Source organism: Micromonospora saelicesensis, from assembly GCF_900091575.1.
Classification (GTDB): Bacteria; Actinomycetota; Actinomycetes; order Mycobacteriales; family Micromonosporaceae; genus Micromonospora; species Micromonospora saelicesensis.
In genome coordinates, this window is the sequence record NZ_FMCR01000002.1 from 1,104,402 (window position 1) to 1,116,959 (window position 12,558).

A 12,558-nucleotide genomic window follows, 5' to 3' on the forward strand; every position below is an offset into this window, starting at 1 on the left:
CAGCGCATCGTCGACGGCGCTCGCGCTGTCCCGGCCGGGCCGGCCGCGACGAGGCTAGCCGCTGGTGGACTCCAGTTGGTCGAAGGCCATGCTCCACCAGGACTTCGGGTCGGCGAACGCGGACGAGTCGACGCCCATCAGTTCCTCGCGGATCGAGGCGGCGCGGGCGGCGCGGGCCCGACCGCCCGGGTCCGTGGCGATGAGCTGCCCGAGCCGGTAGAGGAACTCGACGAACGCGGCGAAGGTCGCGTTGACCGTCTCGAAGTTGGGGGTCTCCAGATCCAGCAACACGACGCCGCCGGTCAGCGCGTCGAGGCAGAAGAGCAACTGCGGGTCCTCGGGTGAGCTGCCGAGGACGATGTGGATGCGCGGGCTGGCCTCGCCGATCTCGATCTTCAGCTTGGAGAACAACTCCATGCCGGGGACGTCGACGTCGATGGTGAACAGGATCGGCACGTCGACCGGGATGGCCCCGAACGGCGGGAAGACCTCTGGCGTCAGCGGGCCGAGGACGTCGTCGAACCGGTCGACCGGGAAGTAGATCATCCCATCGGCACCCCAGAGCGCCGTGAGCTCCTCATGTGTCGCGGTCAATCGTCCGCCTCCTCGTCATCGTCACCGGGCGTGGTGAGACCGTGCTCGTCGAGGAAGCGCCACCACTCGTCGTCGTCGAAGGCGACTTCGCCGTACCCGGCGCCGAAGACGTAGTAGCCGAGGAACGAGTCGAGGTCCGGCGCGACGTCGAGGAACATCTCACGCATGAACCACTCGTCGGTGGTCTCCGCCGGGAAGTACCAGACCGCGCCGGTGTCGCGTCGGATCAGCAGCGGCTCGTCGTTCAGCGTGCCGATGACCAGCCACTCGGCGGGTTCGTCGGCGACGCCGGTGAACTCGGGCATCTGCTCGAGGTAGTACTGGATGTCGTCGAGGTCCGCGACTGCGGGCAGGTCGAACGCGCCGGCCAGGATGCCGTTGGCGGTCTCCAGTAACTCCCGGACCGGCTGCGGCAGCTCGGCGGGGATCTGGTCGGCCGGAGCGCCCTCGTTGATCTGTGCCCACGCCAGCGTCGCCGGCTGGTCCGCTTCCAGGTCGGTACGCAGCTCCACGATGAGCTCCCGCAACTCGGGATTCAATCCACTACCTCTATTCGGATCGGTGTGCCATCGGGCAGGTTCATGATCTGACGCCAGATTTGCCCGCCGACATCCCAGTTTGTTCTACCGTCCAAGAGCTTCAGATTACTAACGTCGTCGGCGCCGCCGAGTTGCAGCTCCCACACATGGTCGGGCTGCTGCTTACGGAGTCGGGCGGCGAGGGCGTTCGCCATCTTCTTGTCGTGGGGCCAGTACTTGTCGAAGATCTTCTGCCGGATGCGCTTCTTGTAGTCGGCCGTGATCTTCTTGTCCCGAGCGACCGGGTTCGCCTGTTTGAACAGCTTGCCCTCGTCGCTGAGCTTCTTCAGCGCGTTCATCTTGCGGTCGAACTGTCCGCGCGCGTGGAACGACTTGCGCTGCACCTTGATCGTGACCTCGGGCAGGTCGTTGTTGCGCACCACCGGCTTGGCGGCGGCCTTCTTCACCGCCGCGCGGACGCCCTTGCCGACCTTCGGCTTACCCGCGCCACCGCGCTTCTTCGAGCTCTTCGGCGCCCGGCTAGGCATCGAGGAGCTCCTGGATCACCTGGTCGATCAGCAGACCGACGATCTCTCGCGTAATCATCTGGAAGATCGGGACCTCGGCCAGCGACGCGCCGAACGTGACGACGGCGGTGGCGATCGCCTGAGCCACCGCGAAGGCGAGGATCGCGAGCTGCACGATCACTTGGATCTTCAGCGCGAGCACGATCGCAGCGGCGATGATCAGCCCCGTCCCGATCAGCATCGCGGCCTGGGAGTAGTCCGGCAGCGTTCCGGGACCGCTCTCCGGGTTGGCCCACCACTTCTGGAACGCCTGCATCGACTCGCCCTGGTGCTGCGACCAGATCGCCGCCGCAGCCGAACCGGCCTCCCCGGAGGCGTCGGCGACCGTGCCGGAGAAGTCCAGCCAGGCCTGGCCCATCTCGAACAGCTTTTCCTCGTCGGCCTCGGGCCAGCTGTAGCCGATCCAGCCGAGTGCCGTGATCAGTTCACCTGGGAGTTGGAGTCCCATGCCGTCACCCCAGCATTCCCTGGATGTCCCGCAGCGCGCCCGCGGCGGCGTCCTCGACCAGCTCGAAGTTGTCGGCCATCTTCGTCAGGTCGCTGCCGGCCGAGCCGATCTCCTCGGCGGCCACGCCGATGCAGTCCAGAACCCAGGTGGACGCCTCCGTGTACGCGATGCCGATCAGCGAGCCGATGTCGTCGGCACCCCACGGCTCGCCGTACCCCTGCATCTTGGCCTCGAAGCTCTCCAACTGCCCGATGAAGCGTTCGGCGGCGCCGATGACCTCATCGCCGCCGGAACGCAGCAGCGCGGGCTCGACCTCGAAGCCGTTCACCGGGAACCTCCTCGGGCCATTCGCTCCTGCGCGTCCGTGAGCGCCTGCAGGAACGCACCGAGCCGCGGCACGGCCGTGTCACGAACCTGCTCCAGCTGCTCGGTGAGCTGTGAGAGGTCGCCGGAGGCCACCGCCGGGCCGCCGCCGCGCATCGAGTCGATCGCCGCGTTCACGGCCGCGATCACGTGGTCGCAGACCTCGACCGCGCCGAGCCGCATCATCCGTGGGTCCAGCGTCAGCGACTCCAGCCGGCCATCGGCGCCGAACTCGGCACGGACCTGCCCCTCGGCGGACTCACCGACCCGACGCAGCCGCGCGGCCTCCTCGTCCTCCGGCGCAGCGCCGGCGGCGCGCAACGCACCAACCGTCGCGTCCAGCATGCGAGCGAACTCTCCGCTCGTCGGCTCATTCACCGACATGCGCCCTCCATCGATCGCCTCCGAGACAGTGGGAAGCGTAGTCAGATCCGGCAAACCGTGTGAACCCGCGAGGTGGACGTTCCATCGACGCCCGTCGACGGGTGCGGCCCATCGACGAAGCTGCACGCAACGGGGGTACGCCCGACGCAGGTCCCTCGACCGGCGCACCTGGCAGCGGCTAAGTACCGCTCAAGGCTGGAAGTACTCCGACATCACGCGGCTGACCCATTCCGGCTGCTCGACGTTCACCGGGACGAACTCCACCATCGTCGGCTTCAGGTCGACAACCGGGGTGCCCGAGACCGCGTCGAGACCCACCACCGTCAATTCGCGGCCGTGGACGGATTCGATGGCGCAGCACGTCACTCCGATGCGGTTTGGTCTGCGAGGGCCGCGGCCGGCGAATACACCAACGGGCGGGAGGTCGGAGCGACCACGGTAGGGACGGGGTTCGCGGTGATCACCGTGTGCTGGGAACTGGTCGAAGACAAAGAGGACTTCCACATGGGAGAAGCCCTCCAGGCCCTGGAGGCACAAATCACCGAAGCGCTCGTCGATGGTGATCGTGCTGCGGACGGCACCCCAGTTGTCCGTGTGCTGGACATCGGTCCTGTCATTCCGGACCGTACCGATCGGGGTGATCTCGAAGCTGAGCATGACGTGAGGCTAGTTGCCGCACGCGACCGGCGGCATGCACGAGCACCCGATCAAGGAGTCAGGCCAGGGTTGCGCTGGCGGCGGTCCTGGCGAAGCGGCGGGCCAGGTGGCCGAAGGCGTCGACAAGCTCGGTGGGGCCGACAACGTCGATCTCGGTGTCGAACCGGGCCATGGCAGCGGCCAGGCTGGGCCAGGACCAGGAGCCGAGAGTGAGCCGGCAGCGGCCCGAACCAAGGTCCTCGACGGTCCCGTCGCGGCTGTAGAGGGCCACTGTGGCGGCCGGCAGGTCGAGGATCGCGGTGCCCTGGCAGGGCCAGGCGACGACGCCGTCGTCGGCACCGCGGAACCTGCCGGTGACAAAGGTGGCCACGTCGTCGCCGGGCAGTTCCCTCGGCGTGAAGCGGGGTCCGTTCGGGATGCGCAGGGTGATCCGGTCGGCGCGGAAGGTACGCCAGGCTGACCGGTCGAGGTCCCACGCGACGAGGTACCAGCGTCCGTCCCAGGTGACGAGGTGGTGCGGCTCGACGCGGCGCGGGGGTTTGTCCACAGCCTCGGGGCCGTAGCCGAAGCGGAGGGTCTCGTGAGCTTGCACGGCGGAACTGATCGCCAGGAGCACGTCGTCGTCGATCGGGCCGCCCGGTCGGGTGACGGGCCGTTCGACGGCGGTGACCTGGAGGGCGTTGACGCGGTGCCGGAGCCGGGACGGCATGACCTGCCGGATCGTGGTCAATGCGCGTGCTGCCGCTTCGCCGGTGCCGTCGCCCAGGGTGGTGGCGGCAATCTGCAGCGCGAGGGTGAGGGCGACGGCCTGCTCGTCGTCGAAGAGCAGAGGCGGTAGTTCGGTGCCGGCGCTGAGCCGGTAGCCACCGTCGGGACCCTTCACGGCCGCGATCGGGTAGCCGAGTTCGCGCAGCCGGTCGACGTCGCGGCGCACCGTCCGCAGGCTGATGTCGAGCCGCTCGGCCAGGACCGTGCCCGGCCAGTCGCGGCGCGCTTGAAGGAGCGACAACAGGGCCAACAGTCGACCCGAGGTCTTCGGCATGAATGGAATCTATTCGCAGTAGGTGACACATCCTGTCACCTACGTCGTCAACCCTTGGTGCTGACGCCGGCCGGACACCGTTGCCGGAAACAAACTTCACCAGGAGTCTCGATGAGCATCACCACGACCACCCACCTCAACTTCCGGGGCAACGCCCGGGAGGCGCTGGAGTTCTACCACTCGGTGTTCGGCGGCGAGATCATGGTGATCACGTACGGCGATTTCGGGATGCCGAAGGAGCTGCCCGACGCCGGCAAGACCGTTTGGGGCCAGGTCGCCACCGACGACGGATTCCGCGTCATGGCTTACGACGTGCCCAGCCGGGCCGGAGCCGGGATCGCCCCGTTGCCCTCCACGCGCCGTGAGAACGGCATGACGCTGACCAGCGAGCCGTTCTTCCTGTCCGTCCGCGGCGAGAGTGTCGAAGAGGTCGGCGCGCTGTGGGAGAAGCTGGCCGATGGCGCCACTGTCGTCGAGGCGTACGGCCCGGCGCAGTGGGCACCGGCGTTCGGGATGCTGACCGACCGCTTCGGCATCACCTGGATCCTCGACGTCGCCGCCCAGCACGCCGACGCCTGATCCTCGCCCTCAGCCAACGGGATGGGGCCGTCGCAACCCGACGGCCCCATCCCGCCACTCCGAGCGTTCGTTCCCTCAGGCGGTCGCCAGGCGGACCATGAACTGGCAGCCGTCGGAGGTGTTGCGCACCTCGACCCGACCGCCGTGCGCCTCCACCAGGCCATGAACAATGGCCAGGCCGAGCCCTCCGGACGCCCCACCGTCACCGGGGCCGGGCGTGCGGGCCGGCTCGCCACGGAACGCGATGTCGAAGACCCGGGGAAGATCGGCCGGGGGAATGCCGCCACAGGTGTCGGCAACCGACAGCCAGGCGTGATCGTCCTCCCGGCCGGCTTCGATGCGTACGGTGCCGTCGGCCGGGGTGTAGCGGACCGCGTTGAGCAGGAGGTTCGCCACGACCCGGGCCAACTCCGGTTCGCTCGCGGCGACCGTCGGCCACCCCGACTCGCTGGCGATCAACTTGATCCGGCGGGCGTCGGCCAACGGGATGGTGCTGGCCAGCGCGTCCGAGACCACCTCTCCGAGCGGCACCGCCGTCAACGACAACCGCAACGCTCCCGCGTTGATCCGGGACAGCTCGAACAGGTCGTCGACGAGTCGGGTCATCCGGTCGGTCTCCAGTCGGATGCGCCGGTGGTACTCGTCGACCGTGTCCGGATCACGCACCACCCGGTCCTCCAGCGCCTCCGCCATGGCCCTCAGCCCGGCGAGCGGGGTCCGCAGGTCGTGGGAGACCCAGGCGACCAGGTCGCGCCGGCCCTTCTCCAGTTGCCGTTCCCGCTCCCGGGCCTGGTCGCGCCAGACGGCGGCGCGGGCCAGTCGCCGGCCGAAGTGCCCGCCAACGGCGAGGCTGACCACCGCCGCCGCCGCGACGGTGATCAGGACCACCTCAAGGTCGTGCGCGGAGAGGAACATCGCTTCCGCGACCGCCATCACCCCGACGGCGACGGCGACCACAGTCGTGGTGAGCAGCACGTTGAGGTGCACGGTGATCGAGCTGCGTCGAAGCGCGCGGAGCAGCACCGCACCAGCGAGCCCGATGCCGAGTGCCGCACCGAGGGCGATCGCGAAGATCAGGAGTACGTCACGCATGGGCCGACTCGTAGCGGTAGCCGACGCCCCAGACGGTCACGATCCGCTGCGGATCGGCCGGGTTGGCCTCGATCTTCTCTCGCAGCCGGCGTACGTGCACGGTCACGGTCGAGTGGTCCCCGAAGTTCCAGCCCCAGACCTGCTCAAGAAGTTCGGCCCGGCCGAAGACCCGGGACGGATGCCGCATGAGGTGGACGAGCAGGTCGAATTCGCGCAACGTCAGGGCCAGTTCGGCACCGGCGAGGCGGGCGGTGCGGGAGGCCGTGTGCACCACCAGGTTGCCGTCGGTGAGCGCCTCCGGCCGCTCGGGTGGCGTCCCACCGCCGGCGCGACGCAGCACCGAACGGACCCGCAGCACCAGTTCCCGGGGTGAGAAGGGCTTGGTCAGGTAGTCGTCCGCGCCGAGTTGCAGCCCGAGGATCCGGTCGGACTCGTCACCGCGCGCGGTGAGCATGACGATCGGTACGCCGTCCGGCCGTACCCGCAGCGCCCGGCACACCTCCAGACCGCTTATCAGCGGCAGCATCAGGTCGAGCACGACCAGGTGTGGCGCCTGCCGCTCCACGGCCGCCAGTGCCGCCGCACCGTCCGCCGCGAGGCTCACCTGGAAGCCGTCGTTCTCGAGGTAACGACGGATGACGTCGCTCACGGTCTGGTCGTCGTCGACCACCAGCACACGCTGTGTCACCGACCTTCCCCGTTCCGCCCCGTCAACGTCTCCCCCCAGATGTCCATCGGCCCAGCGTAGCCACCCAGCGAACTCCGCCCGCACCAGCAAACCTTGCGAGGTTCTTACGGCTGCACGCGGAAACCCGCTCGGTCGTACGCGAGGTCATACGGTGACCGGAATGCGGATCCTTGTCACCGGTGCGGCCGGCTTCATCGGCTCACACGTCGCCGACCTGCTCACCGACGACGGGCACGAGGTGGTGGCCGTGGACGCGCTCCTGCCCGAGGCGCACGGTGCGACGGCGCCGCAGTGGACCGAGCGGCACGACCTGGTGGTCGGCGACGTACGCGACGGCGAACTGCTGACCCGGCTACTGACCGGGGTCGACGCGGTCTGCCATCAGGCAGCCATGGTCGGCCACGGCATCGACCCGGCCGACGCCCCCCGGTACGCCGCGCACAACGACCTCGGCACTGCCACCCTCCTCGCGGCGATGCACGCCGCCGGGGTGCGCCGACTGGTGCTGGCCAGCTCGATGGTGGTCTACGGCGAGGGCCGCTATCACTGCCCCACCCACGGGATCGTCAGGCCTGCCGACCGCCGGGTCGCCGACCTCGCCGAGGGCCAGTACGAGCCGACCTGCCCTCGCTGCGACCAGGCGCTCTCCCCCGGTCTCGTGCCCGAGGACGCGCCGCTGGAGCCGCACAGCACGTACGCCGCCACCAAGTTGGCCCAGGAACACCTCGCCGGTGCCTGGGCCCGACAGACCGGCGGATCGGTCTGGGCCCTGCGCTATCACAACGTCTACGGTCCGCGAATGCCCCGCGACACCCCGTATTCGGGGGTCGCGTCGATCTTCCGGTCGGCCCTGGCCGCCGGACGACCGCCCCGGGTGCTGGAGGACGGCCGGCAACGGCGCGACTTCGTGCACGTGACCGACGTGGCCGCGGCCAACCTGCTGGCCCTCACGACACCGGCACCGGATCCCCTGACCCCGATCAACGTCTGCTCGGGCGAACCGCACACCGTCGGCGAGTTGGCTCACGAGCTGGCGTCGGCGATGGGCGGGCCACCGCCGATCACGGTCGGAGGCGGGCGGGCGGCGGACGTACGGCATGTCGTGGCCGATCCGGCGCGCGCCGCCCGGGTGCTCGGTTTCACCGCCCGAGTCGGCTTCGCCGCTGGCATCGCCGGCTTCACCACAGCGGTGATGCGGGATCCGGCATCGGTCACGACACCGTCCACAGTAGGTGGTTGACGGCGAGAGCCGTGGCGGCCTGGGCGGCCAACCACCATCGTCGGTGACCGTGGGGCAGGTGCGCGGTGGCGACCAGCAGCCAGACGGCGAACGGTAGCCAGATCCGCTCGACCTCGGCCTTGCTGAGCCCGGACAGGTCCGCCGCGAGTACCGCCACCGTCGCCGCGACGGGCAACCACACGGTGGGTCCGGCGCTGGCGATCCGCTGCCGGAGGGCCGTCGCGAGCGGTGGGTGCGGTGCTCGGATCGACACGGCGGACAGCGCCCGCCGCAGCGCCGGCCCGACCACCGGGCCGGCCGAGAGCAGCAGGGCGGCGAGATTCGCCCAGACCCAGTAACCGTACGGACGTTCCGCCGCCCAGCCCTGGTAGTAGCGACGCGCCACCAGGTGGTAGCCGTCCAGCCACCAGAAGCCGGCGACTGTGAACGCGGCGACGACGGCCGCGACCGCCGTCGCCGCGACCAGGAGCACGCCGAGGCGATCCCGCGCCCGGAGCAGCACCACGGTCACCGCGAGCAACCCGACCAGGACGAACCCGTACGACAGGTAGAGCGCGAAGCCGAGTAGCAACCCGCCCAGTGCGGCCCCCGGTCGACCACCCACCACCAGCAGCGCCAGCCCGGCCGCGACCACCGCGGCGAAGATCCCGTCCGCGGACGCGCCCACCCAGACCGCCCCCGGGAGGAGCACCAGGAACGGCCACACCGCCCGGGCCGCGTCCTCGGCGCCGAGTGCCCGCAACGTCACCGGAACCGACACCGACACCGTGGCACCGAGCAGCACGCAGGCGAGCCCGGCGGCGGTACCGCCGCCCAGGCCGATCCGCTCCAGCCAGACGAAGAACAGCAACGCTCCCGGTGGGTGAGCGGCAGCGTGGGTGGACCACGAATCGGGCTGGAAGTCGAGAATCCGGTCGGCGAAGCCGGACAGCATGATGCCGACGTCCGTCACCCGGGGCACCTCGTGCAGGTACTCGGCCTGCACTGTGAGCCGCTCGGTCAACCCCGTGGACCAGCCGTCCACCAGGGCCAGCGACAGCGTCCAGAGCAGCGAGGCGAGGTAGCCGACCGCGAGCAGCCGCGGCCACGGCGTGTCGGTCCCCCAGCGCACGCCCCGCCAGACGAACAGCGCCGCGACGAGAAGCGCGGCGGGGGTGCCGGGCCCCAGATGGGGCTGCCAACTCGCGTAGAGCGGCGCCGCGTCGGCGTGCAGCCGTACGCCCTGATGGTTGAGCAGGGCGCCGACGGCGACGGCGACGGCGAGCACTGCCACCTCGGCGCCGAGGACGATCAGGTCGGCGGACCGGGTTCGTCCCGGCCGGGTCATCATGGTCATGGTGACGGCCGACGATACGACCTCCCACCAGGCATTCGACGGCCAGACGGGGAGACGTCAGCGAGTCGTAAGAACTGACCTGGACCTTCACGGGACCGAACACAGGCCGTCAAAAGTCTTGAGTTAGCGCCCTCACGCTGGCCGGTCCTCCTGGACCAATATCGCGAGGGAAGGTTCGTACGGTTGCTGCTCGTCCTTGAACCCCCAGGTGCTCCCGTCCGAAGCCGACCCCGCACCCGCAGCCCCGCGAAGTTGAGCGCGGGCAAGGGGGCACTACCACGATCGTAGTGGTCTGTAGTACAGGGCTTCGGCGTGGCTTTGACCTTCGCCTGCACCGCATGCTCGATGGTTGGTGGCGGCGATCCACCTGCCGGCGTGAACTCGATGGGGCCGAGATGGCGACACATGGGTAAGAGAGCAATACGTCTGGAAGCGGGCTGAGATGAGACAAGCCGATCGGGTTGCGATAGATGCTGGCTGAGCAGCAACTCGTCGTCGACCAGGAGTCTGATGCGTGGTACGTGCATGCCTCCTTGGTGAATCACCGACTGTTCACGGTTCTCTATGACCGGCACGCGCCTGCCCTGTACCGGTACGCCCGTGGCCGCGTGGGAGCTGATGCAGTTGACGACATGGTGTCTGAGACTTTCCTGGTCGCGTTCCGGCGCCGTCACCGCTACGACACGTCTCGGGTGGACGCCCGACCGTGGCTGTTCGGGATCCTCACCAAGGAGATCTCCCACTACCGGCGCCGAGAACGGGCGCACTACCGCGCCATGGCTCGATGCGACCCGGGCGAAGTCGCACCCGATCCGGCAGAGCGGGCGGTAGCCGGCGCGGCGGCTCATGCGCTGCGGGCACCGTTGGCCCGGGCGCTATCCGATCTAGCAGCCAGAGATCGTGACGTCCTGTTGCTCATCGCGTGGGGTGGGCTCAGCTACGAGGAGACTGCCCAAGCCATCGGCATTCCAGTGGGAACGGTGAGGTCACGGCTCAACCGCGCCCGACGCAAAGTCAGTAGCGCGCTCGGGGGCAACGACCCGACACGGGCGGTAGAGGAGACGATGTGAACGACCGCCAGTTGATCGACCAGGTCAGGAACCTGTTGCAACCAGCGGATCCGCCGCCGTATCTGCGAGGGAAGGTCAGCAGCATGATTGCTGGATCAGCGGGACCGGCGCGGTGGCGATTCCGCAGAATCGCCACGGCCGGTGCCGCGGCCACGACCGGCGTCCTCGCTTTGCTGATCACCTCGGTGATCAGCATCGGCGGAGAACCCACTGCTGCCAGTGCTCAAGCGGCGGAGATCCTTCAGCGAGCCGCAGATGCCGCTCGCGCCGACCAGACTCCCGCCCCGCGCGCCGAGCAGTTCATCCTGACCACGACGAAAGGCTTCGCACCCGCCGGCGCGCAGGGCCAGCCTGCGACGACACTCACCCACGCTTGGATGTCCGTCGACGGCACCCACGACAGCCTGATTCGAGTCAGCGACCCACCCGCCGGAGGGCAGCCGTCCACGGTGATCCCTGGATGCAAGAACGGACAGGCCGCGGAGTGGGCGCCGGACGGCAGCCTGTTGAACTCCACCCGGCCGTGCACACCAGCGCCGGCGTACCTCCAGGGCTTGCCGACCGATGCCACGAAGATGCTGAACTACCTGCAGCGGATGAGCGGCAGCTCCACACAAAGTGATGAAGAGACGTTCGCCAACGTCGGAGCGTTGATTCGGCAGGGGTACCTGCCCGCACAGTCACGAGCAGCACTCTACGAGGCGGCCACGAAAATCCCGGGGGTAATAGCCTCACAAACCATGACAGACGCTGCGGGCCGCTCCGGCATGGCAGTGTCCCTCGCCGGGGACATCGACCGGTACGACCTGATCTTCGAGCCGAAGACTTACCAGTTCCGTGGCTGGCAGGTCGTACCGAAGACCGAGAACGCCGTCCAGCAGTCTCGACGCGAGGTGATCTTGAGTGTGAGTGTCGTCGACCGCGCCGGTCAGATGTCGTAACGCCGCAGGCCAAAGATCGACAGCGAGCAGGGGGGTGGCCGCCGGGGCAATGGCCACCCCCCTGCTCACCTCAGTTCTTTACGGGAAGTACTGAAACTTGCTGATGCCGCCCCCAAGCAGCGAGCCGCTCTGGCTGTAGGTGTCAACGATCGTGTAGCCGAGTCCGGAGCCGGACGTGGGGTGGGTAGCGATCGGGTAGTGGCCGGTGTGGTCCGTCACGATCGTGTACTTGTAGATGGTCTGGCTCTTGTAAGCGATGAAAACGCGTGCGGTGCCGTAATACCCCACGCCGTTCCAGGAGTTGACGTAGAAGTCACCCTTCAGCTGGCTGTTGGTCCAGCTGACGCAGACGCCCAAACCCGCGGTGTTTTCACAGCCACCTCCGCTTGCCAGCGGATTCACCGACTTTTCCATCTCGGCGGCGAGCTTGAGCGCCCTCTTCGAAGGAAGGGGTGGATTCTTCTCTACCCAATAGGTGACGCCCCCGCCCGGCACCACCGGGCCCTTGTCGCTGGCGGATGCCACGTGGTTGCCGGAAGCCCCCGATGCCATGTCGCTGGCAGACGCAGCACCGGGGGTCGACAGCGCGGCCAGCGCGGTGGTCAGTGCCAGGATTACGGCCATGCCTAACTTACGTAGCACAATTCCTCCCGTGGAAGTTGCATGATCCCCGACGAGGTCAACGTACATCCATATGACCTAACGCGCTGCCCCGCTTACCGACAGTGACGATGGTCGGCGGTCGTCCCGGACTACCTCTCCATAGCCGTGCGCCGTCATGAACACGTGACCGCAGCGGCCGGGCCCTCTACAAAGCGATCACCAGTCGTCGGTATCCGCGACCGCGGCGCGCGGTAGGCGCCTCACTTCCGTCGAGGGGCCCCGTGGACGTCCACGGGGCCCTTTCGCGTTGCCTGCCTCTATCCAGCGTGACCGGTCACTGCGACCTGCTGCCGGAGCGGAGTGGTGTGCGTTCTGGTAGGTGTCGAAACGGCTGCGGAGCTGCCGTTGCCGTTGCC

Annotated in this window: 16 protein-coding genes; 4 read left to right on the top strand and 12 right to left on the bottom strand. The window is 68.6% G+C overall.

Going from position 1 to position 12,558, the window contains the following annotated elements:
• Positions 1 to 54 precede the first annotated feature (54 nt).
• The 8 genes from GA0070561_RS12845 to GA0070561_RS12880 form a co-directional block, all read right to left on the bottom strand.
• Positions 55 to 594, bottom strand: a complete 540-nt coding sequence (locus GA0070561_RS12845; RefSeq protein ID WP_091399954.1) for an SUKH-4 family immunity protein — start codon at positions 592 to 594, stop codon at positions 55 to 57.
• Complete coding sequence (locus GA0070561_RS12850) at positions 591 to 1,121, bottom strand: SUKH-4 family immunity protein (protein WP_244166181.1); 531 nt, start codon at positions 1,119 to 1,121, stop codon at positions 591 to 593. The genes GA0070561_RS12845 and GA0070561_RS12850 overlap by 4 nt, the downstream gene beginning before the upstream one ends.
• Before the next feature lie 8 nt (positions 1,122 to 1,129).
• Positions 1,130 to 1,660, bottom strand: coding sequence for an endonuclease (locus tag GA0070561_RS12855; RefSeq protein WP_091399958.1), 531 nt, complete (start codon positions 1,658 to 1,660; stop codon positions 1,130 to 1,132).
• Positions 1,653 to 2,147 (bottom strand): WXG100-like domain-containing protein, encoded by a 495-nt coding sequence (locus GA0070561_RS12860; protein WP_091399960.1) that lies wholly within the window; start codon positions 2,145 to 2,147, stop codon positions 1,653 to 1,655. The genes GA0070561_RS12855 and GA0070561_RS12860 overlap by 8 nt, the downstream gene beginning before the upstream one ends.
• Positions 2,148 to 2,151: 4 nt before the next feature.
• Positions 2,152 to 2,475 (bottom strand): hypothetical protein, encoded by a 324-nt coding sequence (locus tag GA0070561_RS12865; protein WP_091399963.1) that lies wholly within the window; start codon positions 2,473 to 2,475, stop codon positions 2,152 to 2,154.
• Positions 2,472 to 2,894 carry a YbaB/EbfC family nucleoid-associated protein gene (locus GA0070561_RS12870; RefSeq protein ID WP_091399965.1) on the bottom strand — a complete coding sequence of 141 codons (423 nt, stop codon included), beginning with the start codon at positions 2,892 to 2,894 and terminating at the stop codon, positions 2,472 to 2,474. The genes GA0070561_RS12865 and GA0070561_RS12870 overlap by 4 nt, the downstream gene beginning before the upstream one ends.
• Positions 2,895 to 3,083: 189 nt before the next feature.
• Entirely contained in the window at positions 3,084 to 3,551 is a 468-nt protein-coding gene (locus GA0070561_RS12875; protein WP_091399967.1) for an SAM-dependent methyltransferase, read from the bottom strand.
• A 58-nt stretch (positions 3,552 to 3,609) separates the two neighbouring features.
• Complete coding sequence (locus GA0070561_RS12880; protein WP_091399969.1) at positions 3,610 to 4,593, bottom strand: helix-turn-helix transcriptional regulator; 984 nt, start codon at positions 4,591 to 4,593, stop codon at positions 3,610 to 3,612.
• A gap of 111 nt (positions 4,594 to 4,704) precedes the next feature.
• On the opposite strand from GA0070561_RS12880, the gene GA0070561_RS12885 reads away from it, so the two are divergent.
• On the top strand, positions 4,705 to 5,172 hold the full coding sequence (locus GA0070561_RS12885; protein ID WP_091399971.1) for a VOC family protein: 468 nt from the start codon (positions 4,705 to 4,707) through the stop codon (positions 5,170 to 5,172).
• A 75-nt stretch (positions 5,173 to 5,247) separates the two neighbouring features.
• Here GA0070561_RS12885 and GA0070561_RS12890 read toward each other — a convergent pair whose 3' ends face one another.
• Together GA0070561_RS12890 and GA0070561_RS12895 are read right to left on the bottom strand one after the other, a co-directional pair.
• A complete protein-coding gene (locus GA0070561_RS12890; protein ID WP_091399972.1) occupies positions 5,248 to 6,264 on the bottom strand; it encodes a sensor histidine kinase in 1,017 nt (338 codons plus the stop codon).
• Complete coding sequence (locus GA0070561_RS12895) at positions 6,257 to 6,952, bottom strand: response regulator transcription factor (RefSeq protein WP_091399974.1); 696 nt, start codon at positions 6,950 to 6,952, stop codon at positions 6,257 to 6,259. Before GA0070561_RS12895 ends, GA0070561_RS12890 begins: the two co-directional genes overlap by 8 nt.
• A 160-nt stretch (positions 6,953 to 7,112) precedes the next feature.
• Between GA0070561_RS12895 and GA0070561_RS12900 the strand changes: the two genes are divergently transcribed.
• On the top strand, positions 7,113 to 8,192 hold the full coding sequence (locus tag GA0070561_RS12900) for an NAD-dependent epimerase/dehydratase family protein (RefSeq protein ID WP_091399976.1): 1,080 nt from the start codon (positions 7,113 to 7,115) through the stop codon (positions 8,190 to 8,192).
• Here the strand turns inward: GA0070561_RS12900 and GA0070561_RS12905 are convergent.
• Entirely contained in the window at positions 8,164 to 9,528 is a 1,365-nt protein-coding gene (locus GA0070561_RS12905) for a hypothetical protein (RefSeq protein WP_091399978.1), read from the bottom strand. The two genes, GA0070561_RS12900 and GA0070561_RS12905, sit on opposite strands and share 29 nt — an antisense overlap.
• Before the next feature lie 470 nt (positions 9,529 to 9,998).
• Between GA0070561_RS12905 and GA0070561_RS12910 the strand changes: the two genes are divergently transcribed.
• Entirely contained in the window at positions 9,999 to 10,598 is a 600-nt protein-coding gene (locus GA0070561_RS12910) for an RNA polymerase sigma factor (RefSeq protein ID WP_091399980.1), read from the top strand.
• Entirely contained in the window at positions 10,595 to 11,539 is a 945-nt protein-coding gene (locus GA0070561_RS33930; RefSeq protein WP_208603750.1) for a CU044_5270 family protein, read from the top strand. The genes GA0070561_RS12910 and GA0070561_RS33930 overlap by 4 nt, the downstream gene beginning before the upstream one ends.
• 78 nt (positions 11,540 to 11,617) lie before the next feature.
• Here GA0070561_RS33930 and GA0070561_RS34235 read toward each other — a convergent pair whose 3' ends face one another.
• Complete coding sequence (locus GA0070561_RS34235) at positions 11,618 to 12,163, bottom strand: hypothetical protein (protein WP_244166183.1); 546 nt, start codon at positions 12,161 to 12,163, stop codon at positions 11,618 to 11,620.
• Positions 12,164 to 12,558 lie beyond the last annotated feature (395 nt).

What these genes read in the sequence shown, in the direction of transcription:
- GA0070561_RS12890 (WP_091399972.1), bottom strand. Translation starts at nt 6,264, where the DNA reads ATGCGTGACGTACTCCTGATCTTCGCGATCGCCCTCGGTGCGGCACTC.
- GA0070561_RS12860 (WP_091399960.1), bottom strand. Translation starts at nt 2,147, where the DNA reads ATGGGACTCCAACTCCCAGGTGAACTGATCACGGCACTCGGCTGGATC.
- GA0070561_RS12875 (WP_091399967.1), bottom strand. Translation starts at nt 3,551, where the DNA reads ATGCTCAGCTTCGAGATCACCCCGATCGGTACGGTCCGGAATGACAGG.
- GA0070561_RS12855 (WP_091399958.1), bottom strand. Translation starts at nt 1,660, where the DNA reads ATGCCTAGCCGGGCGCCGAAGAGCTCGAAGAAGCGCGGTGGCGCGGGT.
- GA0070561_RS34235 (WP_244166183.1), bottom strand. Translation starts at nt 12,163, where the DNA reads ATGGCCGTAATCCTGGCACTGACCACCGCGCTGGCCGCGCTGTCGACC.
- GA0070561_RS12880 (WP_091399969.1), bottom strand. Translation starts at nt 4,593, where the DNA reads ATGCCGAAGACCTCGGGTCGACTGTTGGCCCTGTTGTCGCTCCTTCAA.
- GA0070561_RS12905 (WP_091399978.1), bottom strand. Translation starts at nt 9,528, where the DNA reads ATGACCATGATGACCCGGCCGGGACGAACCCGGTCCGCCGACCTGATC.
- GA0070561_RS12870 (WP_091399965.1), bottom strand. Translation starts at nt 2,894, where the DNA reads ATGTCGGTGAATGAGCCGACGAGCGGAGAGTTCGCTCGCATGCTGGAC.
- GA0070561_RS12910 (WP_091399980.1), top strand. Translation starts at nt 9,999, where the DNA reads ATGCTGGCTGAGCAGCAACTCGTCGTCGACCAGGAGTCTGATGCGTGG.
- GA0070561_RS12885 (WP_091399971.1), top strand. Translation starts at nt 4,705, where the DNA reads ATGAGCATCACCACGACCACCCACCTCAACTTCCGGGGCAACGCCCGG.
- GA0070561_RS12900 (WP_091399976.1), top strand. Translation starts at nt 7,113, where the DNA reads ATGCGGATCCTTGTCACCGGTGCGGCCGGCTTCATCGGCTCACACGTC.